Source organism: Staphylococcus cohnii species complex 1663 (assembly GCF_041008415.1).
Lineage (GTDB): Bacteria > Bacillota > Bacilli > Staphylococcales > Staphylococcaceae > Staphylococcus > Staphylococcus ureilyticus.
This window is the reverse complement of record NZ_JBFDVL010000001.1, coordinates 237021-261321: the sequence shown is the minus strand read 5'-3', so window position 1 is coordinate 261321 and position 24301 is coordinate 237021. Positions and strand designations below refer to the sequence as shown.

Below are 24301 nucleotides of genomic sequence, written 5' to 3'. Positions count from 1 at the left end.
CGATGGGAATACTAGGATTTAATATCAAAAAAATTTATTATTATAAAGATGTATGGTCTGTGGTATGAAGGCCGCATTCTGTTTTGTTTGAATTGGTCCATCTTCCCGCTCTTGAATCTTCTGATCCTTCAACAGCTGTCGTACACGGTATACATCCTATACTTGGATAGTTAAAATCATGTAATTCATTATAATGCAATTTATATTTTTTAATATATTGCCATACATCATCCCATGTCCAATGTATCAATGGACAAATTTTAACTGATTGGAAACGTTCGTCTTTATTTATAAACTGCGTATTTTGGCGGCTTGGCGATTGCGCTCTACGTAATCCAGAAATCCAAGCAGTAGCACCAGACAAGAAATCTTCCAATGGTTTGATTTTTCTAATATAACAACATTGGTTTGGATTGTTTTTCCAAAGTGCGGGGTTATATTGTGATGATTGCTCTTCCAAAGTTAATTCCGGTTTTTTAAGTTTAATACGTAGTTCTGGGTAGCGTTTTTGAACACGATCAATTAAATCATATGTTTCTTGAAAGTGAAGGCCTGTATCTAAAAATACAATTTGTGCATCCTTCTTAACACTATAAATCAAATCTATTAAAATCATGCCTTCCGCGCCAAAACTACAGGCATAAATAACCGAATCTCCATAGGTTTGGTAAGCCCATGAGACGATTTCGCGTGCACCTTTTGTTTCATCATCAATATCTATTGACTCAAAGATATTTGCATTAAAATGTTCATAAGTAACTTTTGGTTCAAACATTAATCTATTCGCCCCCTCATAACGTACATGAATACATTATAATTAGATTTATTATAAATTTAGAATTATTTGAAAATAATTATGATTTACACTTTACTCATTGTAAATTTTTATGTCAAGTGTATATTTGAACGCACGCATTAGTTACATTTTTTATTAAATTTGTATAGAAAGTGCATAGTTATAGTATTTTAGGCACTTTTAATTTCTAAGTTAATTTATTTTTATAACAACCTTGTTATATTGAATTTTCGCCTTTTCTACCACCTTTTCACATTTTTCTGAATTTTTTTAGATTTTTCATTTTTGCCTGTATTTTAAAAGCCACCTTTTATAAAAAGATGGTTAAAAACGTAGACAAATCCTTTGCATTAATTTGAGACAAAATAGTCTCTGAATAAGTAATATTTTTAGTGTGATATTGTCAGTGATTTGGGGCGACTCCTGCGGGAAGCGCGCTAGCCGAAGACTACAGGCTAAGGCAGTGCCCGCGGAAAGCGTGCACAAAAAAACTGCCAACAAAGTCTGAGGCTTTGTCGACAGTCTGAGCCACCTTTTATAAAAAGGTGGCTTTCTCATTTAAATTTTTAGAAATTTAAATCAATGGTTAATTAAAATATATTAATATGCAATGTTAAAGTGGGTGATTGTTCTTCGTTTCAGTAAATAAAACGAAAACGTTAAGTAAATCAATCCTATTTTATTAATGCATATATTTTATAAAGTAAAGGTCTTATTGGTTTAATAAAATCTCCAATATACTCTTCTATATGCGCGTTGAAGCCTGCTTTGAATTTTTGTACACCAGCATCTTCAGCATTTTCACTGAAATCTCCTGTTATACCATAAAAATTATAACGATGGATATTGTGCGCTTTCGCAAATTTTATCATTTCCCATTGCAATCTATAGGCACCCATATATGTATTGTATCTAGGGTTGGAGCCGCTTGAAAGATAATAAACTTCATGATTGTTGTAAATATAAAGTGCTGCTGCTAAATCCAATATGGTTCCATCCGTTTTGATTAATGCTTCTGTTTCAGTTATTTTTCTTTGTTGTGCTTTTATTTGTTGCAATCCTTGATCATACTTATTTTTACTTTTTTTCGAATTAGGATTGTTTTCTAAACTTTCTTTGGTATTTTCTAAGTCCCTATTTAACTTTTCTAATTGCTTATTTTGCTTTACTAATAATTCTGACAAATCGATATATGCTAACTTTAACATGCTATTATCATGATAAATATTTTGCATTGCTTTAAAATAATGCTGATCTCTAAACTTAAAACCGTGTTTTTCTTCAGCCATTTTAAATAATTTAAAAAATCTACTTGTTTCCTCAATAGGGAGTGTACGTATTTGTACATCCATCTCGTATGTTTTCTTAATATTTCTACGTGTTTGATAATCCATTTCTTTAAGTAGTTCGTCTTCAGTTTTGTTCTTCAAATCCAGAACAGATAACCAACGAATTTGACTTATTTGAGAATACCCTACTGTATACCCTTGATGTTTATAACCGATATCTTCCATAGTCTTAATAAGTGGTTTATTGTTATAACTTTCTAAAATTTCACCTTGAGCATTTCTTATATTTTCTAACGTGTATGGATCTGTTAAAACATATAAACCACGATGCTTTTTTAAATATTTAGTTAAATTTTTGTAGAAAAACCTTACTAACTGATAATCCGAAAAGTCCAAAACAGGTCCTCGATGCGTATAAAAATATTTAAAAAATTTAAAGGAACGTGCTTCAGTTAAAAGGCATGCTGCTATAACATTATCTTCGTTATCTTTAACACCTACAATATGGACATCATTTTTATGTTGGTTTCTGTAATGAAAATGGTTGGCACTTTGTGTGTAATGTGATGCATAATTATGAGTAAAACTTTCAAATTCATCAACTTTCAAGTGAGTGAAATACATTGTAAACCTACTTTCTCTTAATTTATAATGCATTGAACAATATTTATATATCATAAAAAAATCAAGCACTAGAAAGGCTTGACTAAATGATTTTCAACGGAGGGAGAAGTATTCGAACCAACGCAAGCAAGATGCTTCTAATTAATATTATCTATTAATTTCCCTTAAGCCAGACTTGGGTATCCCTCCAAAATTTTAATTCTTCTATTATATTGTATTACTCATTTATAAATATTAAAAGAGTTGTTCAAAATATATAAGATATCTTATGGAGAAAGTTTTGGTGATTTTTTTCAACTGGAACAATCTATTCAAAAAATATATACTTTTTTGATAATGAAAGCACTAAATTAAAAGGCTTGTTTCCTAAATAATTTAGGAAACAAGCCTTTGGAATATGATACTAAACCAAAATACAACTTTTGAGATTCATTAGATAAATAAAATACCATGTCTATTTTTTAATATTTTTTGAATCTATATATAATGTGTAAACCGAGTTAAATTACACTGAAAAACTCAATCTTGGGATAAATGTTTCAAAATGAATATGCTCCATTGGTACTTCTAATTTTTGTAATTCTTGAATCATAGCTTTTAAGAATGAATTACCACCACATACATAAACTTCTGTTTCACCATCAAGGTATTGTTTTAATTGTTCAGCGTCTATAAATCCGTCTTGATCACGGAAATGTTTATCAAATTGTGCTACTGAAGATTGTGCTGTGATTGCTTCTAAATTTTCTTCAAATGCTACATTTTGAGCATCAGATGTTGATTGAAGGAATGTTGAAGTTAAACCAGCATCAACCGCTTCTTTATACATTGAAACGAGAGGTGTAACACCTACGCCAGAGCCTAAGAATAATTGTTTATTATCTTTGTTTGCCAATCCAAATCCACCTACTGGTGCAGATAGCAATAGCGTGTCGCCAACGTTCACTTCATCGTGTAGCACTGTAGATACTTCTCCTTCATGTTCTTCCGTAACGTCTCTACGTACACCGAATGTTAAGAAATCTTTGTCCCCATCTACAATAGAATAATGTCTTTTAGCTCTGTATGGCAACTTCTCACTAGATATATCTACAGTAATATATTGCCCAGGCACAAATTGACTTAAATCAATGTCCTCTGATGTTACTGTGAATGATTTAATTATTTCAGTTTCATCATTGATATTTGTTACGGTAAATGGTTTAAAACCATCCCAAGCCATTTTACTGTATACTTCTTTTTCTAAGCCGATAAATGCATCAGCAATTTCTCCATATGCTTTAATCCATGTTTGGATAATTGGGTCGTCTTCTTTTAAACCAGTCTCTTGTTGAATTGCCCAAATTAAATTTTCACCAACGATTGGATAATGCTCAGCTTTTACTTGTAAAGCACAATGTTTGTAAACCACAGGCATAATTGCGGGAACAATCGGTGATAAGTCTTCGATATTTTCTGCCGCTGCTAACACTGCCATCGCCAATGCAGAAGATTGTAATCCTCTTTTTTGGTTAGTCTGATTAAATATATTTTTCAATTCAGGATGCTGTTCAAATAATCTTTTATAGAAAGTTGATGTTATTGTCTGCCCTTTATCTTTTAATAATGGTACCGTTTCTCTTATAGTCTGTATTTCTTCTTGATTTAACATAAAACCCCTCCTAGTTATTCCTTCACCTCCATTATTGTACGCCATTCGTTTACTTACAAGAGAATGTGTTTTATTTCACATAATTTTCACATTCAATATTCATTAATTTGTAACTATTTTATGATTAACAATTTTTTAAAAGACAACATATAGGAAAATATCGCTTACTTTCATTCATAATATAATTTAAAATAAATATATTTTTTCAGAAATTAGTTTTAGCAAAAATTAAAAACCACATGCACCAGACGATAAATGGGTTGGCTTGTGGTTTTAACTTTTTTATTTACTCTTATTAATTTGTTTTAAAAATACTTTACACTTATTAATTAACAAGTAAAAATTCTATTTTAATTATATTTCTCATTCAATTGGTGTATCAACCTTCTGAACTCCGTTTCGGATTTAAATTCAAAGGTGATATAACCTTTTTTATTTTTGTTAGAAATCGTCACAGATGAACCATATTGTTCTTTGAGTTGTCGCTCTTGCTGTTGAATAAACTTTGGTTTTTTAGTTGCTTGTTGTTTCTCTATAATCTTTTTTTTATCTTCATTGTTTTCATTTACATACTGTTCTAATGTACGTACACTCCAAGACTCCTGGAAGGCTTGCTCAGCAATGCTTTTCATCTTTTGTTTATCTTTTATCCCTAATAATGTACGTCCATGTGCACCTGATAATTTATTATCTTTAACCATTTGAGTAATTTCCTTAGGCAATTGTAGTAAACGCAACATGTTGGCAATATAAGGTCTAGATTTACTTAATCGCTGTGCAACTTCTTGTTGAGTCAGCTCTAAATCATCCATTAGCTTACGATAACTTTCTGCTTCTTCAATCGCATTTAAATCTTCGCGCTGCAAATTTTCAATCACAGCGAGTTCCATCATGTCTTCATCAGATAGCACTTTTACAATAGCTGGTATTGTCGTTGATCCTGCTAGTTTTGAAGCTCGATAACGTCGCTCTCCAACTACAATGCTATAACCAGATATTGTTTTTCGTAACACGATAGGCTGTAAAATACCATGAAGTTTTATCGACTCAGCTAAATCTTCTAAACGTTCTTGATCAAATGTTTTTCTAGGTTGATAAGGATTAGGTTTAATGCTGTTAATTGCAATTTCTTTTACGTGCGCATTGTTGTCTACTTTGAGTCGTTCATCTATAGAATCATTCATTTTTACACCTACTTTCTTAAATAAAATAATTTTTTTAGTTAAACATAGTATATCATCACAGTAACAATGAAAAATATTATTTTAAATTATCGGTTAAATCAAAATTTTCAGATAAGTTGTTGACAAAAGTTATTTTAATGTGTAATCTAAGTGATAACAAATTTGAAATAGCAACACACAGTAATAAGGAAAGTAGAACTTACACTGCTGACACAGAGAGTCTTCACCTGCTGAAAGAAGACACAGAAAGAAAGTTTGAAAATGGCCTTTGAGTGTTGATGCCAATATGAGGTGTCAACGGGATCGCCCGTTATAGCGATACAGTATTAACATTTTGTTTAATGGCGTACTGGATTATTCCAAGCGTTGCATATGTCGTTAATACTCATTTCACTTTCAGTGGCAGTGAGTTTTTTATTTGAACATATTACGGTAGCGCAAGTTCAGTACAAATAATTAATGCAATTTGGCGTACTGGATAAGGTTACTTTAGTGATAAAGTAATGAACAAAGGTGGTACCGCGAGCTAAGCTTTCGTCCTTTACATCCGATTGAGTCGGGTTTAAAGGACGGAAGCTTTTTTTATTTTTTAAAGGAGGTTATCTGTATTATGAAAAATACTGAGTTATCACAAATTGCACTGACACAAGATGCAACAGGAGCGATTGCAAATCCAATCTATTTATCAACAGCATATCAGCATCCTCATTTAGGAACATCAACTGGTTTTGATTATACAAGAACTAAAAATCCTACCCGTTCAGCTTTTGAAGAATCATTTGCTAAGTTAGAACGTGGTACTGCTTCATTTGCAACTGCAAGTGGCATGGCAGCCATACAATTAATATGTAATTTATTTAAAGCTGGCGATGAAATACTCGTTTCATTCGACCTTTATGGTGGCACATTTAGACTATTTGATTTTTATGAGCAACAATACGGTGTACATTTCAAATATGTAGATTTCTTAAACTATGAAACAGTCAAAGAAAACATTACAGAAAATACCAAAGCACTATTTATAGAAACGATTTCAAATCCGCAAATGCAAGAAGTAGATGTTGATCCATATTATATTTTAAGTAAAAAACATCACTTATTGACGATTATAGACAACACTTTTTTAACACCATATCTCTCAACACCACTTGAAGATGGTGCAGATATTGTATTACATTCTGCTACGAAATACATAGGTGGTCATAATGATGTACTTGCTGGTGTAGTGACAGTTAAAGACGAAATTTTGGCTGAAAAATTAGGTGAATTTCATAACATGATTGGTGCAACTTTATCACCTTTTGACAGCTACTTACTACAACGTGGTTTAAAGACATTGCACTTAAGAATGGATCGTTCAGAATATAATGCTCAATTATTAGCCAAACGATGTTATAACTTAAAAGGCATTGACCAAGTCTTATATTGTGGTCGAACAGGAATGATGAGTCTACGTTTAAATAAAAATTATAAAGCCGATAAATTTTTAGAAAACTTAAAAGTATGTATCTTTGCAGAAAGTTTAGGCGGAACAGAAACATTTATAACATTTCCATATACTCAAACACACGTTGATATGCCAGATGAAGAAAAAGAAAAACGAGGCATTGATGAACATTTACTAAGATTATCCATCGGTGTTGAAGATTACGAAGATATTGAACAAGACATTATACAAGCATTAGAAAAATCTAAAGAAAGCGTGATTATATGAGTTTATCAAAAGAAACAGAAGTGATATTTGACGCACAAAGAGGTGTTGAATACGATTCAGCTAACCCACCATTATATGCTTCTTCGACATTTCATCAAAAAGTTTTAGGTGGCGATGCTAAATATGATTATGCGCGAAGTGGCAACCCTAATCGTGCTTTGTTAGAAGAAAAATTAGCAGCACTTGAAGGCGGCGATTACGCATTTGCTTACGCATCAGGTATTGCAGCTATTTCAGCTGTACTGCTTACATTAAATGCAGGTGATCATGTCATCCTACCCGATGATGTCTATGGTGGTACTTTCAGATTAACAGAACAAATCTTAACACGTTTTAATATTCAGTTTACGACAGTAGACACAACGCGATTACAAGAAATCGAGGAATCTATTCAATCAAATACAAAACTAGTTTATATTGAAACACCATCTAATCCATTATTTAAAATCACTGATATTAAAGGCGTCTCTCGTATTACACAACAACACGAACTATTACTCGCTGTTGATAATACATTTATGACGCCACTTGGTCAGTCACCTTTAGCTTTAGGTGCAGATATCGTCGTACATAGTGCTACAAAATTCTTGGGTGGCCATAGTGATATTATTGCTGGCGCTGCTATCACAAACAATAAAGCAGTAGCAGACGCACTTTATCTATTACAAAACGGTACTGGAACTGCACTATCTGCACATGATTGCTGGACGTTAGCACAACACTTAAAAACATTGTCTGTACGTTTCAATCAATCTGTGGAAAATGCACAGAAAGTTTATGATTTCTTATCGCAGCGTGAAGAAATTGCAGAAGTTTATTACCCGGGAAATGACAAGTTACACTTGTCTCAAGCAAAACATGGTGGTGCTGTTTTAGGTTTAAGGCTTAAAGATGAATCGAAGGCACAAGCCTTTGTAGATGCACTCACACTGCCACTTGTTTCTGTAAGTTTGGGTGGTGTCGAGACTATTTTATCTCACCCTGCTACTATGTCTCATGCTGCTGTACCAAAAGAAGTTCGTGAAGCACGCAATATAACGTTTGGATTATTCAGATTAAGTGTGGGCTTAGAAAATGCTGACGAATTAATTGCTGATTTAAACTACGCACTGAAGGAGGCTTTCAATGAGTCAACTCATCAACAAACTGAAACAGAACATTTTAGTCGCTGATGGTGCAATGGGAACCATTCTATATTCTGATGGTTTAGATACTTGTCCAGAAGCATATAATTTAACCCACCCTGACAAAATAGAACGGATACACCGCTCCTACATTGAATCTGGTGCTGATATTATTCAGACCAATACTTATGGTGCAAACTTTGAAAAATTAAAAGTATTTGGTTTAGAACACAAAGTTAAAGAAATACACAAAGCTGCAGTACAAATTGCCAAAAAAGCAGCTAATGACGAAACATTTATATTAGGTACTGTCGGTGGGTTTCGAGGTGTGAAACAAGAAGATTTAGGTTTAGAAACCATTCAATATCATACCGAAATCCAAGTAGATACTTTAGTTGAAGAAGGTGTCGATGGTTTACTTTTTGAAACCTATTATGATTTAGAAGAGCTTACTAATATTATTAAAGCTACAAAACGAAAACATCATATTCCTATCATTGCTCAATTAACTGCTTTAAACACAAATTATTTAAGAGATGGTACAGAAATTAATACAGCTTTACAACGGGTTGTTGACAGTGGCGCTGATATCGTTGGACTCAATTGTCACCATGGTCCTCATCACATGCAGCAATCTTTTTCACATATTGAATTACCTGACAATGCGTATTTATCTTGCTATCCCAATGCAAGTTTATTAGATATTGAAAATAGTCGATTTAAATATAGTGACAATGCCGAATACTTTGGTAAAGTGGCGGAACAATTGATTAAAGAAGGCGTTAGGATTATCGGGGGATGTTGCGGGACTACACCAGAACATATTCAATACATTAAGTCCTCAGTAGCCAATCTCAAACCGGTATCCAGTAAAAATGTAATCCCTATAAAAAAATACAATAGCCCTTCACATGCCAATACACAGCAACAAAATTTAACAACTAAAGTTAAAGCACGACCTACGATTATAGTAGAATTAGACACGCCAAAGCACTTAGATACAAAAACATTTTTCAGAAATATCAAAAAACTCTACGATGCTCAAATTGATGCGGTGACCTTAGCAGATAACTCCTTAGCCACTGTGCGTATCAGTAATGTTGCAGCAGCGAGTATTATCAAACAACAATATAATATTGAACCGCTCGTTCACATTACTTGCCGCGACCGTAATCTCATTGGATTGCAATCACATTTATTAGGCTTATCCTTACTAAATGTGAATGAAATATTAGCCATTACAGGTGATCCATCAAAAATTGGTCACTTGCCAGGAGCAACGAATGTTTACGATGTGAATTCCAAAGGTTTAACAGAAATTGCATTACGCTTTAACGAAGGTATTAACACTGATGGTGATGCGCTGAAGACGAAAACAAATTTCAACATCGCAGGTGCTTTTGATCCGAATGTTCGTAAACTCGAAGGTTCAGTCAAACGTGCTGAGAAAAAAATAGAAAGTGGCACACACTACTTTATAACACAGCCAGTTTATAGCACCGAAAAAATCGAAGAAATATATGAAGCAACCAAACATTTGGACGTACCATTCTTTATTGGCATTATGCCAGTCACTAGCTATAATAATGCACTATTTTTACACAACGAAGTGCCTGGTATTAAACTGTCCGAAGACTTTTTAGAACAATTTGAAGCTGTTAAAGATGATAAAGAAAAAACGAAAGCATTAAGCCTTAAGCTTTCTAAGGAACTTATAGATACCGTCCATAAATATTTTAACGGTTTATATTTAATTACACCGTTCCAGAAAGTAGATTACACTTTAGCACTTGCATCATATTCACAATCAATTACTTCAAGTAAACAGGAGGCAATATTATGACAATTCAAACATCAAATTTAGGTTTCCCAAGATTAGGTAGAAAAAGAGAATGGAAAAAAGCAATAGAAAGTTACTGGGCTAATAAAATAGATGCCCCTACATTAAATCAACAATTAACAGACTTGCATAAAGAGAATTTATTGCTACAAAAGAATTATAATTTAACAAGTGTCCCTGTCGGAGATTTCTCTCTTTATGATCATATTCTTGATACATCTTTATTATTCAATATTATTCCAGAACGTTTCCAAGGCAGAACATTAGACAATGATTTATTATTCGACATTGCCAGAGGTAATAAAGAACATGTTGCAAGTGCATTGATCAAATGGTTCAACACAAATTATCATTATATTGTACCTGAATGGGACAACGTAGAGCCAAAATTGAATGACAACGTATTATTAGAGCGTTTCAAATATGCACAATCTATTAACGTGAATGCACACCCAGTGATCGTGGGCCCAATAACATTCGTAAAACTTTCTAAGGGAGGTTCACAATCATTTGAAGAAAAAGTAAATACATTATTGCCTTTATATAAAGAAGTTTTACAGTCTTTAGTAGATGCAGGAGCGGAATACATTCAAATCGATGAACCTGTACTTGTGGAAGATGATAGTGCATCATTTGAAGATATTACACGTACTACTTATAACTATTTTGACGAAGCAGGCGTAAGTAATCACCTTGTGATTCAAACTTATTTTGAACGTGTAAATTTAAAATTCCTAAACAGCTTACCTGTAAAAGGATTAGGTTTAGATTTTGTACATGATAATGGCTATAACTTAAAACAAATTAAAGATGGAGACTTAGACAATAACAAATCACTTTATGCAGGTATTATAGATGGTCGTAATGTGTGGGCAGCAGATATTGAAGCTAAAAAATCATTAATCGACACATTACAAAATGCTACAAATAACCTTGTCATTCAACCATCTTCTTCTCTATTACATGTGCCAGTATCATTAGACGATGAAACATTAGATGAATCTATCGCAGAGGGCTTGAGTTTTGCCACTGAAAAATTAGATGAATTAGATGCATTAAGACGATTATTTAATGACAATGACACCCAAAAATTTGATGAATTAAAAGCACGTTATGATCGCTTCCAAAATCAATCATTTAAAAATCTAGAGTATGATTTCGACAGTGTACGCACTACACGTCAGTCACCATTTAAAGTGCGTAAAAAAGCACAAGATGCACGTCTTAACTTACCTGATTTACCAACGACAACGATTGGATCATTCCCGCAATCGCAAGAAGTAAGAAAATTCCGTGCAGACTGGAAAAATAATCGAATTACAGATGAAGATTATAAAACATTCTTAAAAAATGAAATTGCGCGCTGGATTAAAATCCAAGAAGATATCGGCTTAGATGTCTTAGTACACGGTGAATTTGAGCGAAATGACATGGTAGAATTCTTCGGCGAAAAATTACAAGGCTTCTTAGTGACGAAGTATGGATGGGTGCAATCATACGGTTCACGTGCGGTAAAACCACCAATCATTTATGGTGATGTAAAATGGACAGAGCCTTTAACAGTAAAAGAGACACTTTATGCACAAAGTTTAACGGATAGACCAGTAAAAGGTATGCTTACAGGACCAGTGACTATCTTGAATTGGTCATTTGAACGTGTAGACTTACCACGTGAAACTGTACAGGACCAAATTGCATTAGCGATTAATGAAGAAGTTTTAGCTTTAGAAAAAGCTGGTATCCAAATTATTCAAGTTGATGAACCTGCATTGAGAGAAGGTTTACCATTACGTTCAGAATATCATGAAGATTATCTTAATAAAGCTGTTCATTCATTTAAATTAGCTACATCATCTGTTGCCGATGAAACGCAAATTCATACACATATGTGCTATTCTCAATTTGGACAAATCATTCATGCTATCTATGATTTAGATGCAGATGTTATTTCAATAGAGACATCTCGTAGCCATGGTGACTTAATTAAAGATTTTGAAGAAATTACTTATGACTTAGGTATCGGATTAGGGGTATATGATATCCATAGTCCACGTATCCCTACTGAATCTGAAATTACAGAAGCGATTAACCGCGCTTTACAAGAAATTGACCGTTCTTTATTCTGGGTTAATCCAGACTGTGGTTTGAAAACACGTAAAGAGGACGAAGTAAGAGAAGCATTGACTGTGCTTGTGAATTCAGTAGACAAATTACGTAAATCAACAAATCCAGCAACAGTTTAATCATTAATGACGAAGGTGATATCAATGAATTATCCACTATGGGAACAGTTAGAACAATTAAAAACTTCAACATGGGTAGATTTAACCCATACATTTGATGAAACCATTCCATGTTTTAGTGAATTTGAACGCGCAAAAGTCTCTACACTATTTAATGTTGCTGACGATGGCTTCTATGTCCAAAATTGGAATATTGTGACTCAGTATGGGACACACATAGATGCGCCGATACATTTTGTCGAAAAAACACGCTATCTTCATGAGCTTGATTTAAAAGAACTCGTATTACCACTTGTTGTTTTAGATTTTTCACAAGAAGTAGCAGCTGATGCTGACTTTATTTTAACGCGTGAGCATATTAAACAATGGGAAGCTGAACATGGTTCAATCGAACCCGGCACTTTTGTTGCCTTTCGTAGCGATTGGTCCAAACGGTGGCCAGATATTGAACGCTTTGAAAATAAAGATGCAGAAGGACAACTACATTTACCTGGTTGGGGCTTGGATGCCTTACAATATTTACTAGAAGATAGACAAGTCAAATCTATCGGCCATGAAACATTCGATACAGATGCTTCCGTAGATGTTGCCAAAAATGGTGATATTGTCGGTGAGCGTTACGTATTAGGTCAAGATACTTTCCAACTTGAGTTACTAACGAATTTGGATCAACTGCCTACACGAGGTGCCATTATTTATGCTATTAGTCCAAAACCAAACAAAGCACCTGGATTTCCAGTACGTGCCTTTGCTATCAAACCATAAACATGATGCGAAACCGTCCATTTCGCCTCTATAATATGAAACTTATAAAACCTAGCCATTATAATATATAAGAAATTGAGCACTTCTTATATTGATATTTCTCTTTTATAAATCATAAATAAATTCTAAAGTATGATCATGTTGATACGTAACGATTTGAAATGATACTACACAGATCATTATCATTTGCTGTTTATAGAAGCCAACATATTAAATCATATTACCAACTTAATTGGGGCGGGAATTTGATATCAAATACCATATTTGATTTCTATCCCGTCCCACTTTTATGGAATAAATACATAGGTCATAAGTTGGATTTTTGACAGATGATAATCTCTATCATTTAAAAAATTAAAATCAATGTTATACTTCAATTAAATTCTATTATATAAATAGCGTGTTATTGTTCATGCTTTACTATAAATTTTTAATACAATACGAGGTGACCTTTTTGGAATTAAATAGAACAAATTCCCCTTTTGATGAAAATCAATTGGAACTTATACAACAACTCATGCCAACACTGTCATCAAATCAACAGTCTTGGTTAAGCGGCTATTTGCTTAATGCTTCTACAGATGAAGGTGACCCATTACAATATACTGATCATCCTGAACCATCTGAGCACTCAAACGCAACAGCTGAATCAACATCATCCATTCACACAACTACTGCTGAAGCACCAACAGAAGATACGTCACATTCGACAATATCTACAGATGAACCCATCGAAGTTAACATTTTATTTGGTACAGAAACAGGCAATGCTGAAGAAATTGCTGATGAATTTGAAACGAAATTAAAAGAACACGATTTTACAGTTCGCACGTGGGAAATGGATGACTTTCCTCAAGAGGACTTATCGAAAGTTAACCATGTGTTTATCATTACCTCAACGCATGGCGTAGGTGAACCTCCGATTAATGCGTTAGATTTTTATGACTACCTGCATAGCGATGAGGCACCAGATTTAAGTCATTTAAACTTCTCAGTACTCGCGTTAGGTGATCAAGATTACCCTGATTTCTGCCAAGCAGGTAAAGATTTCGACAAAATCTTAGGTGATTTAGGCGGTCATCGCTTAGCTGATCGTGTTGAATGTGACTTTGATTTTGAAGAAGTATCTGAGCAATGGATTATTGACATGCTTGAACTTTTGTCTCAAATATCTCCCGGTAGTCAAAACAATGAACCCAAAGATGAAGATGTTGTTGTCGAAGAATCACAAGCAGCTTATTCAAAAACACATCCATTTTATGCTGAAATCATCAAAAATAGTGTGTTAACTGAACCAACTGCTACCCGTGAAGTCAGACATCTTGAATTATCTTTAGAGGGGTATGGCGAAGCCTATGAACCTGGAGACAGTTTAGTAATTATCCCTAAAAACAATCCAGAACTTGTAGCAGAAGTGATCAATACATTGGGTTGGGATAGCACAACAACCATAGATATAGACAATAGCGGCAATAGTGCAACTATACAGGATGCACTTACGAATGAGTTTGAAATTGCTAAATTAACACCATCTATATTAAATAATGCAGCTGCATTATTTGGAAATCCTATGCTAAATGCAAATGTACAAAACAAGGAATGGGTGCAAGATTATATTTATGGCAGAGATTTTATAGATTTAATTAAAGATTTTACACCTGTCGCGCTGTCACCTGATATGCTAAAAGACTTATTAAGAAAACTGCCACCTAGAGAATACTCTATTGCCAGCAGCAATCAAGTAAACCCACATACCGTCCATATAACTGTACGCGTGGTTAAATATGAAGCACATCATCGTGAACGCCATGGCGTATGCTCTGTACAACTTGCAGATCGTACACAATTAGGCGATAAATTACCTGTTTATCTTAAAAAGAATCCAAATTTTAAATTCCCTTATGATGAGCAAACACCAGTCATTATGATTGGCGCAGGTACTGGCATTGCGCCTTACAGAGCATTCCTCCAACAAAGAGAACATTTAGGACTTAAAGGAAACCAATGGCTCATATTTGGAAACCAAAATGTTGATGCAGATTTCCTATATCGTAATGATTTAGAATTATGGCTAGATCAAGGCGTGCTTAGCAAACTAGATTTAGCATTTTCAAGAGATACAGAAAATAAAATCTATGTTCAACACCGAATTGAAGAAAATGGGGCAGATTTTTATCAATGGCTAACAAATGGTGCAACCATTTATCTTTGTGGTGACAAAGAAGAGATGGCAAAAGGTGTACACCAATCCTTTGTCAATGTACTCATTCAGCACGGTAACTTTAATCAAGCACAAGCAGAAGATTATTTAACAGAACTAATTAAAAATCAAAGATATCAACGTGATGTTTATTGATAGTTGCGCCAGACACTACGCTATCATCACATCAATTTTAACCCTACGACCACCTCAGTGATTACTTTAAAGTTAATCGTACAGAAAATAGACCAACCCTTCGCATTAATTTGCGATGGGTTGGTTTATTTTCTATTTATATCGTTTTTTCAAATAGAACTTTTACCCTTGAACTAATTTTTATTCGTTAATTTCATTATTAAATCTTCTGAAAATGGAGTGTGTCCTTTTCAGCTAAATCAGTTGTATACTTATTCTTATTTGCATTTGCGTTTGCTTTAATATGCGTAGCATCAATAAATAAAGATGAGTGATCTATTATATTATTTTTGACAGCTATTTCTAATATTTTCTCAAATATTTGTCTTCGACAAGTTCATCCACAAATTTTAAGTCTAATATCGCATCGACTTTACGTAATAAATGATTATTAAGGACTCATTCAGAGATAGAAATCATTTCATATTGATCTCTTTTATCCATTGATTTATTCATCATAATAAACACCGCCACTGCTTAATTTACATATATTATAATATTGGCAGTGATTTATGCCGACTCCTGCAGGAATAGCACTAGCCGAAGACTACAGGCTAAGGCAGTGCCCGCGGAAAGCGTGCATAAAAAACTGCCAACAAAGTCGGAGACTTTGTCGACAGTCTTAGCAATTACTTTATAGTTAATCGTATTGAGGTGGTTTTTTTAATGCTAAATATACCGTTAAGTATGCCATTTAGCATATGATTACGACCACTTATCCATTTAGTATGGTAACCCAGACATATATTTGTTTTACTTATCATAAGAAGGAGGCGAACTGAGCATGGATGTGAAAGTAATATATAATCAAAATTTAGACAACAATCAAATCATCATTGAAGTAAATGAGCACACTGAACATGTGAATGACATCGTTAACTATATTAACAAATTATCTAAAACCAAATTATTTCCTGGAAAATATAAAGGAGAAACACACTTTATAAAACAAGAAGATATTATTTCATTTCGCATAGAAAATAAAATCCTAACTATGATTACTACAGATAAACAATTCACCATGAATCAACGACTATACGAAATCAAATCTCAACTCAACACCTATTTTTTACAAATTTCTAAATCTGAAATAATCAATATTAATTATATTGATTATTTGAAACTCAATAAAAATGGCACAATTGAAGTTCGTTTTACTAATAATGATTTCACTTATTCATCAAGAAGGTACTTACCATTAATCAAGGAGGCATTAAAATTATGAAACGTTTATTACACGGCGCAATCACAGGTATTGCTATTGGAGTTATAATTTCGTTATTGTTTTCAACTATTTTTTCACATAGCTCATTTCATCCAGTTTCTCCTGTCTCAACAATGGGTCATTTATACTTTCAATATTTAAGTGAATTACAAACGATGTTTATCGCAGTTACCATCTGGGCATTAATTGGTATTACATTCAGCTTTGGGGCGCTCATATTTTCAAATTCTAGAAAATCTTTATTATTTAAAACTTCACTTCATTTCACCTTAATGTTCGTCATCATGCTACCTTTAGCAATACTAGCGGGATGGTTTCCACTTAAAGTTTCAGCTTTATTATCTTTTGTCGTCATCTATACCATTGTCTATTTTATCATTTGGTCAATAGAAACGAAGCGTAACCAACAAGATATCAATGAGATTAACGCTATGCTTTCAAAAAGGAAGGATGAAAAACATGAATAAAGGTAGATACACTGTAATACCCAATTCATCGGTCACAGTTTTTCTAATAGGGCTTCGTATAAATAAATGGCATAAAATTCATAAATGGTTACCTGTACTCTTATCTATGCCACCTATGCTCAGAGAATTATCAAAAGATCAAACGCTGGGTTGTTTATCTTTTGAAATGCTATTTAAATATCGTGGTGTGATGATTGTTCAATATTGGGAATCTAATGAAAAATTACTTTCTTATTCAAAAATGCCTGTACATTTAAAAGCGTGGCGGCGATTTATGAAAGAACTTAAGCATAATGATGCTGTAGGTTTTTATCATGAGACTTATAATGTCGATGCGAACCAATACGAAAATATTTATATAAATATGCCAGATTTTGGTTTAGGAAAAGCGCGTAAAATTGAAAAAGTAACCAAAGCTACACACACTGCTAAACAACGCTTACGTACACAAACCTAACCTACTAATACTTATCATGTCTTATCGCTATAGATATGATAAGTATATGCTAAAATAATTTTTGGGCATAGAAATGCTCCCTCCAAGTTTCATTTTTTAAATGTCACTTTGAAGGGAGCATATCAATTGTCCTAGACGTATTCCTAACAAAATATTAGTATTTCAAAATTTTATTACTACTTAATCATTAAATTATTACCTTACATATTCAAAGATACCTGCAGCGCCCATACCAACACCGATACACATTGTAACCATACCATATTGTGTATCTGGGCGTTTTTTCATTTCTGAAAGTAATCTGCCGACTAACATCGCACCCGTAGCACCCAATGGATGACCTAAGGCGATTGCACCGCCGTTAACATTTGTCTTTTGAGTATCTAAACCTGTCTCTCTCATTGAAGCGATTGTTTGAGATGCAAAAGCTTCATTCAACTCTACTAAATCAATATCATCTACATTCAAGTTTGCTTGTTTTAACACTTCAGGAATTGCATAGGCAGGCCCAATACCCATCAATTTAGGATCTACTCCAACTGCTTTAAAGCCTACGAATCTTGCAATCGGTTCTACGCCTAATTCCTTCACCTTTTCTCCTGACATAACGACTACAAAGCCTGAGCCGTCAGTCAAGGGTGCCGAGGAGCCTGCAGTCACTGTGCCATCCGCCTTAAAAACAGTGGGTAATTTAGATAATGCTTCTTGATTCGTATCTGGTCTAATCAATTCATCATCTTTAAATACTTCCTGCGATACGACTGGACCATTTTCATTATAATCTACTTTATTCACTTCAATCGGAATAATTTCATCTTCAAATTTACCTTCTGCTTGTGCTTTAGCAGCACGAGCATGACTTTGTACTGCATAGGCATCTTGATCTTCTCTAGAAACCTTATAAGTTTCAGCAACCATTTCAGCAGTTAAACCCATCGGATAAGAAACCCCAGAATCTTCGTCTTGCAGAATTGGGTTATTGGTCGGTTCATTGCCTCCCATCGGTACTGCACTCATAAGTTCAATACCTCCGGCAACAAGAATGTCCGCTTGATCTGCTTTAATTTGATTTGCTGCATGTGCAATCGTTTGTAAGCCTGAAGAACAATAACGATTGACTGTTTGACCTGGTACTTCATTTGGCATTCCTGCTAATAAAGCAATCGTTCTAGCAATATTCTGCCCTTGCAAGCCTTCTGGAAATGAATTTCCAACAATGACATCTTCAACCATATTAGGCTCAAACGAACCTCCAACTCTTTCTAAAACACCTTTCAATACTTTTGCAGCAACTTCATCAGGTCTTTCATGAGTCATTGCACCATTTTTTGCCTTACCAGCTGCTGAACGTCCATAAGCTACTATATATGCATCTCGCATTTAGTTTCACCCTTTCTTCTATAATGTTCGATTATTAGTTGCGTAGTGGTTTTCCTTTTTCTAACATATGAGAAATTCTATCGTAAGTTTTTTTATTTTGAAGTAATTCTAAGAATCTTTCTTTTTCAAGTTTTTGTAAATATCTTTGATTTACATAAGTGTTACGTGGAACATCTCCACCACTCAGTACTTCTGCAACCTTCAATGTTATTTCATAATCGTAATCACTAATAAAGTGACCTACACGCTGTGCATCTAATTGACCTTCTGCTAAGGCTTTAAAGTCTCTACCTAAGGCGATGTATTGAGATTTTGGAAGTGGTACATAATTTGCTTCGGATTCATAGCGCGCACGTTTCAATGCAATTTCAATACGTCTTTCGGTATTTAAAATAACCGTATCTGTTTCTTTTAAATAGCCATATCTCTTAGCTTCATAAGCATTTGTAGATACTTTAGCAAAACCAATCTGCATTAAAATTTTAGTAATAGACGCTTGTTTATCATCATTTTTATGATTTGTACGCATAATGCGATCCGTGAGTTCTGCGAGTCCGCCACCTGCTGGCAATAAACCTACACCTGTTTCTACAAGACCAATGTAAGACTCACTTGCCGCTACAACAATTGGTGAATGTAGTACGAGTTCGCAACCACCGCCTAATGCACGTCCTTGAACAGCTGTTACAACAGGTTTCAATGCATGTTTCAGTCTCGCAAATACATGATGTAATTGTTCAACCGCTTCACCTACTTCAGAAACTACTTTTCCGTCTTCATGTGCTTTCTTCATTTGATATAAATTAGCACCTACACTAAAGTTGTTACCGCCTGCGTAAATCACCATGCTCGTAAAGTCTTCATTTTCAAGCTTATCAATAGCTTCTAATAAGTCAGATAAAAAGCTATTTGAAATGACATTATTTTTACTTTGTAATTTTAATAATAGTTGATCTTTATTCGCTATAGATAAATTAGAATCCGATCTATCCCACAATTCTGAATCGATATAAGCTGTTACTGGTGTTACGCGTTCAATAGATTCACCTTCAGCATAAAACGCTTCGTTGCGTTGCTCAATCCAATCTGGTAATTGACCTAATTCTTCTTTCATACGAGATTTAACACGTTCATATCCCATTAAATCCCATAATTGGAATGGTCCTAATTTCCAGTTAAAGCCCCAAACTAATGCGCGATCAATGTCTTTAAAATCTTCCGCAGCTTTTGGTACATTCACTGCTGAATAATAGAAATTATTTCGTAATGTTTCCCACAAGAATACGCCCGCATCATCTTGCGCATTAAAGATAACATCTAAATTTGAGGCAAGATCTTTACTAAAGCGACCTAAAATTTCTAATTGTGGTTGTTTAGGTTCAACATAGTCATTTTGCTTATCATCATATACATAACGCTGTTTATTTACTTTTTTATAAAAACCTTGTTTTGTTTTATTACCTAATGCACCATTTTTTGCTAATTTTTCAGAAAGTGCTACATCCTTGAAGAATGGTTGCTCTTCTGGAATTTTTTGTAATCCTTTGATCACAGCCATAGCAATATCTAATCCTACTAAATCAGATAACCCGTATGTGCCCATTTTAGGTCGACCAATACTGCGACCTGTTAATGCGTCAACTTCAGTAATAGAGAAACCTTGTTGTTCTGCTCGATACATAATATCATTCATTGTTTGTGTGCCGACTCTATTGGCAACAAATCCAGGTACATCGTTTGCTACAATTACACCTTTACCTAATACATCTTCTGCAAAAGCTTGTACCCGTTCGACAACCTCTGAATGCGTTTGTTTATTTGGGATAACTTCCACTAATTTCATTATTCTTGGTGGATTGAAGAAGTGCATACCGAAAAATCTTTCTTTATCACTATCGTCAAATACCTCTGCAATTGCTTCAATTGGAATACCTGAAGTATTTGTTGCAAACACTGCATCGTCATTTGCTACTTTTTTAACTTGATCCCAAATTTGATGCTTTATGTCCACTTCTTCTTTCACTGCCTCAATATATATATCTGCATCATCATCTTGTAAATCTTCATTGAAATTACCATATGATAAGTTTGAGGCAAATGATAAATCAAACAGTTGTGGACGTTTAGGATTTGTTATTATTTCATAAGCCTTTTTCGAGATTTTGTTTGGATCATTTTCATCAATGACAATATCCAATAATTTAACTTTTAAGCCTGCATTTACAAGTAGTGCAGCAATTTGACTACCCATTGTTCCTGCACCTAGCACTGTTGCTTTTCTTATCGTCATACTAAACCCTCCAATTTTTTCATTAACCATTTAAGCATAAATTTTTATATAAATGCGGAATCTCCTGTAATTGCTCTGCCGATAACCAGTGCGTTGACTTCGTGCGTACCTTCATATGTGTATATCGCTTCTGCATCCGCAAAGAAACGAGCAATATCATACTCTCCAGCTAAGATACCGTTACCACCATGAACACCACGACCCATAGCTACAGTCTCTCTTAATCTTAATGAATTCATCATTTTAGCTGTTGAAGTCGCTACTTCATCGTATTCACCATTAGCCTGCATACGTGCGAGCTGTGCACATGTAGCCATGGCTTGTGCTAAGTTTCCTTGCATCATTGCCAATTTTTCTTGAATGAGTTGGAATTTACTAATTTCTTTACCAAATTGTTTACGTTTTGTTACGTAATCTGTCGTTGCTTTCAATGCACCGGCCATTGCACCTGTTGCCATATATGCAACACCTGCACGTGTTGAATATAAAACTTTCGCTATATCTTTAAAACTATTGATATTTTGTAAGCGTTGTTCCTCTTTGACAACGACATTCTTCAAACGAATTTTTGCATTAGGTACGATTCTTAGTGCAATTTTATGTTCTAACAGTTCAATTTCTACACCTTCTTGGCTTGGTTCAATAATGAAGCCTTTAGGTTTTCCTGTTTCAACATCTACGGCATAAACTGGCATGACATCTGATACATTTGCTCCACCAATCCATTTCTTTTCACCATTAATAATCCATTCATCGCCTTGACGTTTTGCAGTTGTTTCTAATCCACCTGCGACATCAGAGCCATGTTCTGGTTCCGTTAGTGCAAAGCAAGTACGTAATTCATGCGATTGTAACTTTGGTAGGTAATATGCCTGTTGCTCTTTACTACCGCCAAACCAGAATGAATTATGTCCTAATCCTTGATGTACACCTAACAACGTTGCTAAAGATACATCAAATCTTGCAATCGTATATGACATGAAAAATTGGAACATTTGACTCGGTGTACGAGCGCCTTCACGTCCTTCAAAAAGCAATGGATTATTAAAATAGTTAAGTTTACCTAACTCGTCAAAATAATCTTCTGGCTCAGTGGCATTTAACCAATGTTCATTGACAGAATCACGATACTTTTCTTCTAACATGTCATTTAATTGTTTTAATAATTTAACTTCACCTTCTGTTAAATCTTTTCCAATACTTAAAATATCTTCTGGGTACAATGCTTTTAATGTTTCTTCTTTTGTTGGCATAATAAAAACCTCCATTTTTTGATAGCGCTTACATTTATAGTAAAAAAATTTTGTGCTTTTCAGCATTTTATTTTAATTCAAATCATCAACATCTTTTGCTTCTTGTTGGGCTTTCTCATTCATGTATTTCTGAAGTTCTAATTTGTCTGCTTTTGACGTTGAATTCAATGGCATGTGTGTCAATTTTAGATATAGTCTTGGTATTTTATAACCAGCAATATTTTCACGCATATGCGCATCTAATTTTGCTTCAAAATCCGGGTCATCTTCGGTAAGTACAACTGCTGCAGCAACTGATTCACCATATTTAGGACTGTCATACCCAACGACAACACCTTGAGCTACGAGTGGGTGTTCTGCTAATACCGTTTCTACTTCGGAAGGTAAGACATTTTCACCACCAGTAATAATCATTTCTTTACGACGATCAACAATATAGACATCACCATCTTCGTCTACTTTTGCTAAATCACCTGTTAAGAAATATTCGCCATGAAATGTTTTTGCAGTTTCTTCCAGTTTGTTCCAATAACCAGGTGTTATATTATTACCACGAACGCCAAGTTCACCAATTTCACCAACTTCTACTTCTTCAAAATTATCATCAAATATACATATATCCATAAACATGACCGGCTTACCAATACTGCCTGGTTTCTGTGCACCATTCTCGGGTGTATTAACCATGACAAGCGGTGCTTCAGTTAAACCATAACCGTTAATAATTGAATAGCCTAAGCTATTAAATTTCTTTTGTACCATTGGTAAAGGTGATGAACCACCTTGAATTAAGAAATCGATACTTTCAAAGTTTTTTAGATCGAAATTTTCAGCTACTAACATGGCGTAATACATCGTTGGAATCTGAATTAAATAATTAGGTTGGTACTGAGCCATTAAATCATTTAACGCTTCGCCATTAAAGTAACGCTGTAATATCAGTGTGCCGCCAGCCATTAATAGAGGCAGTGTCAAATCGTTAAATCCTAAGACATGAAACATTGGTGTGGAAACAATTGTTGTATATGTCGAATTAATTTTATAAGTCAGTGCTATATTAATTGGGTTATTTACAAAAGAATCGTATGAAAACATAACGCCTTTAGGCAGCCCTGTCGTACCACTTGTATACATTAATGACGCTAAATCGCTTCCTTCCACACTAACAGTATTGAATGGACGGTGTTGCGAAGGATCTACTATTTCATCGTATACTTTTGAGTCAATATCCATGTGTAGCAAATCATCTGCAATACCTTCTAAACTTGAAACATGCTTCTCAGCGTAAAAAATGAGTTTGACATTGGAATCTTCAATCACACTTTTTATTTCCTGTGTTTTCAAACGCCAGTTAATTGGCAAGTATACAGCACCCAATTTAAATGAAGCGAACATCAAATCTAATAATGCTACATCATTAGGTGTGAATATACCGACGACATCACCACGTTTTACACCTTGATCTTGTAAATAATTAGCTAAATTTTCTGCACGAATATTCAAATCTTGATAGGTCCATTCTGTGCCTTTGAATGGGTCAATCACTGCGGCTTTTTCATCGTCAAATGTCGCTCTCGTTTTAATCCAGTCGTAGTTCATATTTT

17 protein-coding genes and 1 other annotated feature are annotated in these 24301 nt (G+C 34.2%); of the genes, 9 read left to right on the top strand and 8 right to left on the bottom strand.

The genetic code is table 11. From position 1 onward, the window contains the following. Positions 1-40: 40 nt before the first annotated feature. The 4 genes from AB1J10_RS01130 to AB1J10_RS01115 form a co-directional block, all read right to left on the bottom strand. Positions 41-775 (bottom strand): phosphoadenylyl-sulfate reductase, encoded by a 735-nt coding sequence (locus AB1J10_RS01130; protein WP_369002970.1) that lies wholly within the window; start codon positions 773-775, stop codon positions 41-43. A gap of 695 nt (positions 776-1470) precedes the next feature. Then, positions 1471-2709: an aminoacyltransferase gene (locus AB1J10_RS01125; RefSeq protein ID WP_369002969.1), complete on the bottom strand. Its 1239-nt coding sequence runs from the start codon at positions 2707-2709 to the stop codon at positions 1471-1473. Between the two features lie 505 nt (positions 2710-3214). Further along, positions 3215-4360 carry a globin domain-containing protein gene (locus AB1J10_RS01120; RefSeq protein WP_224395901.1) on the bottom strand — a complete coding sequence of 382 codons (1146 nt, stop codon included), beginning with the start codon at positions 4358-4360 and terminating at the stop codon, positions 3215-3217. A gap of 350 nt (positions 4361-4710) precedes the next feature. Beyond that, positions 4711-5544: a ParB/RepB/Spo0J family partition protein gene (locus AB1J10_RS01115; protein WP_369002968.1), complete on the bottom strand. Its 834-nt coding sequence runs from the start codon at positions 5542-5544 to the stop codon at positions 4711-4713. A gap of 171 nt (positions 5545-5715) precedes the next feature. Continuing rightward, positions 5716-6089, top strand: a binding site (T-box leader). 65 nt (positions 6090-6154) lie between these two features. Between AB1J10_RS01115 and AB1J10_RS01110 the strand changes: the two genes are divergently transcribed. From AB1J10_RS01110 to AB1J10_RS01070, 9 genes are all read left to right on the top strand, one after another. Then, entirely contained in the window at positions 6155-7258 is a 1104-nt protein-coding gene (locus tag AB1J10_RS01110) for a PLP-dependent transferase (RefSeq protein WP_224395899.1), read from the top strand. Then, positions 7255-8430, top strand: a complete 1176-nt coding sequence (gene metC, locus AB1J10_RS01105) for a cystathionine beta-lyase MetC (RefSeq protein WP_369002967.1) — start codon at positions 7255-7257, stop codon at positions 8428-8430. The genes AB1J10_RS01110 and metC overlap by 4 nt, the downstream gene beginning before the upstream one ends. Then, on the top strand, positions 8384-10225 hold the full coding sequence (locus tag AB1J10_RS01100; RefSeq protein ID WP_369002966.1) for a bifunctional homocysteine S-methyltransferase/methylenetetrahydrofolate reductase: 1842 nt from the start codon (positions 8384-8386) through the stop codon (positions 10223-10225). Before metC ends, AB1J10_RS01100 begins: the two co-directional genes overlap by 47 nt. Further along, positions 10219-12465 (top strand): 5-methyltetrahydropteroyltriglutamate--homocysteine S-methyltransferase, encoded by a 2247-nt coding sequence (gene metE / locus AB1J10_RS01095; protein ID WP_369002987.1) that lies wholly within the window; start codon positions 10219-10221, stop codon positions 12463-12465. Before AB1J10_RS01100 ends, metE begins: the two co-directional genes overlap by 7 nt. 24 nt (positions 12466-12489) lie before the next feature. After that, the gene (locus AB1J10_RS01090) at positions 12490-13230 is read left to right on the top strand and encodes a cyclase family protein (RefSeq protein ID WP_224395896.1); all 741 of its coding nucleotides are present in this window, start codon (positions 12490-12492) and stop codon (positions 13228-13230) included. Between the two features lie 454 nt (positions 13231-13684). Next, a complete protein-coding gene (locus AB1J10_RS01085) occupies positions 13685-15586 on the top strand; it encodes a diflavin oxidoreductase (protein WP_224395895.1) in 1902 nt (633 codons plus the stop codon). Between the two features lie 823 nt (positions 15587-16409). Next, on the top strand, positions 16410-16850 hold the full coding sequence (locus tag AB1J10_RS01080; protein WP_107386045.1) for a LytTR family DNA-binding domain-containing protein: 441 nt from the start codon (positions 16410-16412) through the stop codon (positions 16848-16850). Further along, positions 16847-17317, top strand: a complete 471-nt coding sequence (locus AB1J10_RS01075; RefSeq protein ID WP_224395894.1) for a DUF3021 domain-containing protein — start codon at positions 16847-16849, stop codon at positions 17315-17317. Before AB1J10_RS01080 ends, AB1J10_RS01075 begins: the two co-directional genes overlap by 4 nt. Continuing rightward, entirely contained in the window at positions 17310-17774 is a 465-nt protein-coding gene (locus AB1J10_RS01070; protein ID WP_224395893.1) for a DUF4188 domain-containing protein, read from the top strand. Before AB1J10_RS01075 ends, AB1J10_RS01070 begins: the two co-directional genes overlap by 8 nt. A 195-nt stretch (positions 17775-17969) precedes the next feature. On the opposite strand, the gene AB1J10_RS01065 is transcribed toward AB1J10_RS01070, so the two are convergent. From AB1J10_RS01065 to fadD, 4 genes are all read right to left on the bottom strand, one after another. Next, on the bottom strand, positions 17970-19154 hold the full coding sequence (locus tag AB1J10_RS01065; RefSeq protein ID WP_107384166.1) for a thiolase family protein: 1185 nt from the start codon (positions 19152-19154) through the stop codon (positions 17970-17972). Positions 19155-19188: 34 nt separating this feature from the next. Next, positions 19189-21444, bottom strand: a complete 2256-nt coding sequence (gene fadB / locus AB1J10_RS01060; protein WP_369002965.1) for a 3-hydroxyacyl-CoA dehydrogenase/crotonase FadB — start codon at positions 21442-21444, stop codon at positions 19189-19191. Between the two features lie 44 nt (positions 21445-21488). Then, on the bottom strand, positions 21489-22697 hold the full coding sequence (gene fadE / locus AB1J10_RS01055; RefSeq protein WP_019469790.1) for an acyl-CoA dehydrogenase FadE: 1209 nt from the start codon (positions 22695-22697) through the stop codon (positions 21489-21491). A 72-nt stretch (positions 22698-22769) separates the two neighbouring features. Continuing rightward, positions 22770-24296: a long-chain-fatty-acid--CoA ligase FadD gene (fadD, locus tag AB1J10_RS01050; RefSeq protein WP_224395891.1), complete on the bottom strand. Its 1527-nt coding sequence runs from the start codon at positions 24294-24296 to the stop codon at positions 22770-22772. Positions 24297-24301 lie beyond the last annotated feature (5 nt).

Bases quoted from the DNA above. Each gene is read 5' to 3' on its own strand.
- AB1J10_RS01080 (WP_107386045.1), top strand. From the start codon at position 16,410: ATGGATGTGAAAGTAATATATAATCAAAATTTAGACAACAATCAAATC.
- AB1J10_RS01125 (WP_369002969.1), bottom strand. From the start codon at position 2,709: ATGTATTTCACTCACTTGAAAGTTGATGAATTTGAAAGTTTTACTCAT.
- AB1J10_RS01100 (WP_369002966.1), top strand. From the start codon at position 8,384: ATGAGTCAACTCATCAACAAACTGAAACAGAACATTTTAGTCGCTGAT.
- fadB (WP_369002965.1), bottom strand. From the start codon at position 21,444: ATGACGATAAGAAAAGCAACAGTGCTAGGTGCAGGAACAATGGGTAGT.
- AB1J10_RS01130 (WP_369002970.1), bottom strand. From the start codon at position 775: ATGTTTGAACCAAAAGTTACTTATGAACATTTTAATGCAAATATCTTT.
- AB1J10_RS01075 (WP_224395894.1), top strand. From the start codon at position 16,847: ATGAAACGTTTATTACACGGCGCAATCACAGGTATTGCTATTGGAGTT.
- AB1J10_RS01120 (WP_224395901.1), bottom strand. From the start codon at position 4,360: ATGTTAAATCAAGAAGAAATACAGACTATAAGAGAAACGGTACCATTA.
- AB1J10_RS01110 (WP_224395899.1), top strand. From the start codon at position 6,155: ATGAAAAATACTGAGTTATCACAAATTGCACTGACACAAGATGCAACA.
- AB1J10_RS01090 (WP_224395896.1), top strand. From the start codon at position 12,490: ATGAATTATCCACTATGGGAACAGTTAGAACAATTAAAAACTTCAACA.
- fadE (WP_019469790.1), bottom strand. From the start codon at position 22,697: ATGCCAACAAAAGAAGAAACATTAAAAGCATTGTACCCAGAAGATATT.
- AB1J10_RS01065 (WP_107384166.1), bottom strand. From the start codon at position 19,154: ATGCGAGATGCATATATAGTAGCTTATGGACGTTCAGCAGCTGGTAAG.
- AB1J10_RS01115 (WP_369002968.1), bottom strand. From the start codon at position 5,544: ATGAATGATTCTATAGATGAACGACTCAAAGTAGACAACAATGCGCAC.
- metC (WP_369002967.1), top strand. From the start codon at position 7,255: ATGAGTTTATCAAAAGAAACAGAAGTGATATTTGACGCACAAAGAGGT.
- AB1J10_RS01070 (WP_224395893.1), top strand. From the start codon at position 17,310: ATGAATAAAGGTAGATACACTGTAATACCCAATTCATCGGTCACAGTT.
- fadD (WP_224395891.1), bottom strand. From the start codon at position 24,296: ATGAACTACGACTGGATTAAAACGAGAGCGACATTTGACGATGAAAAA.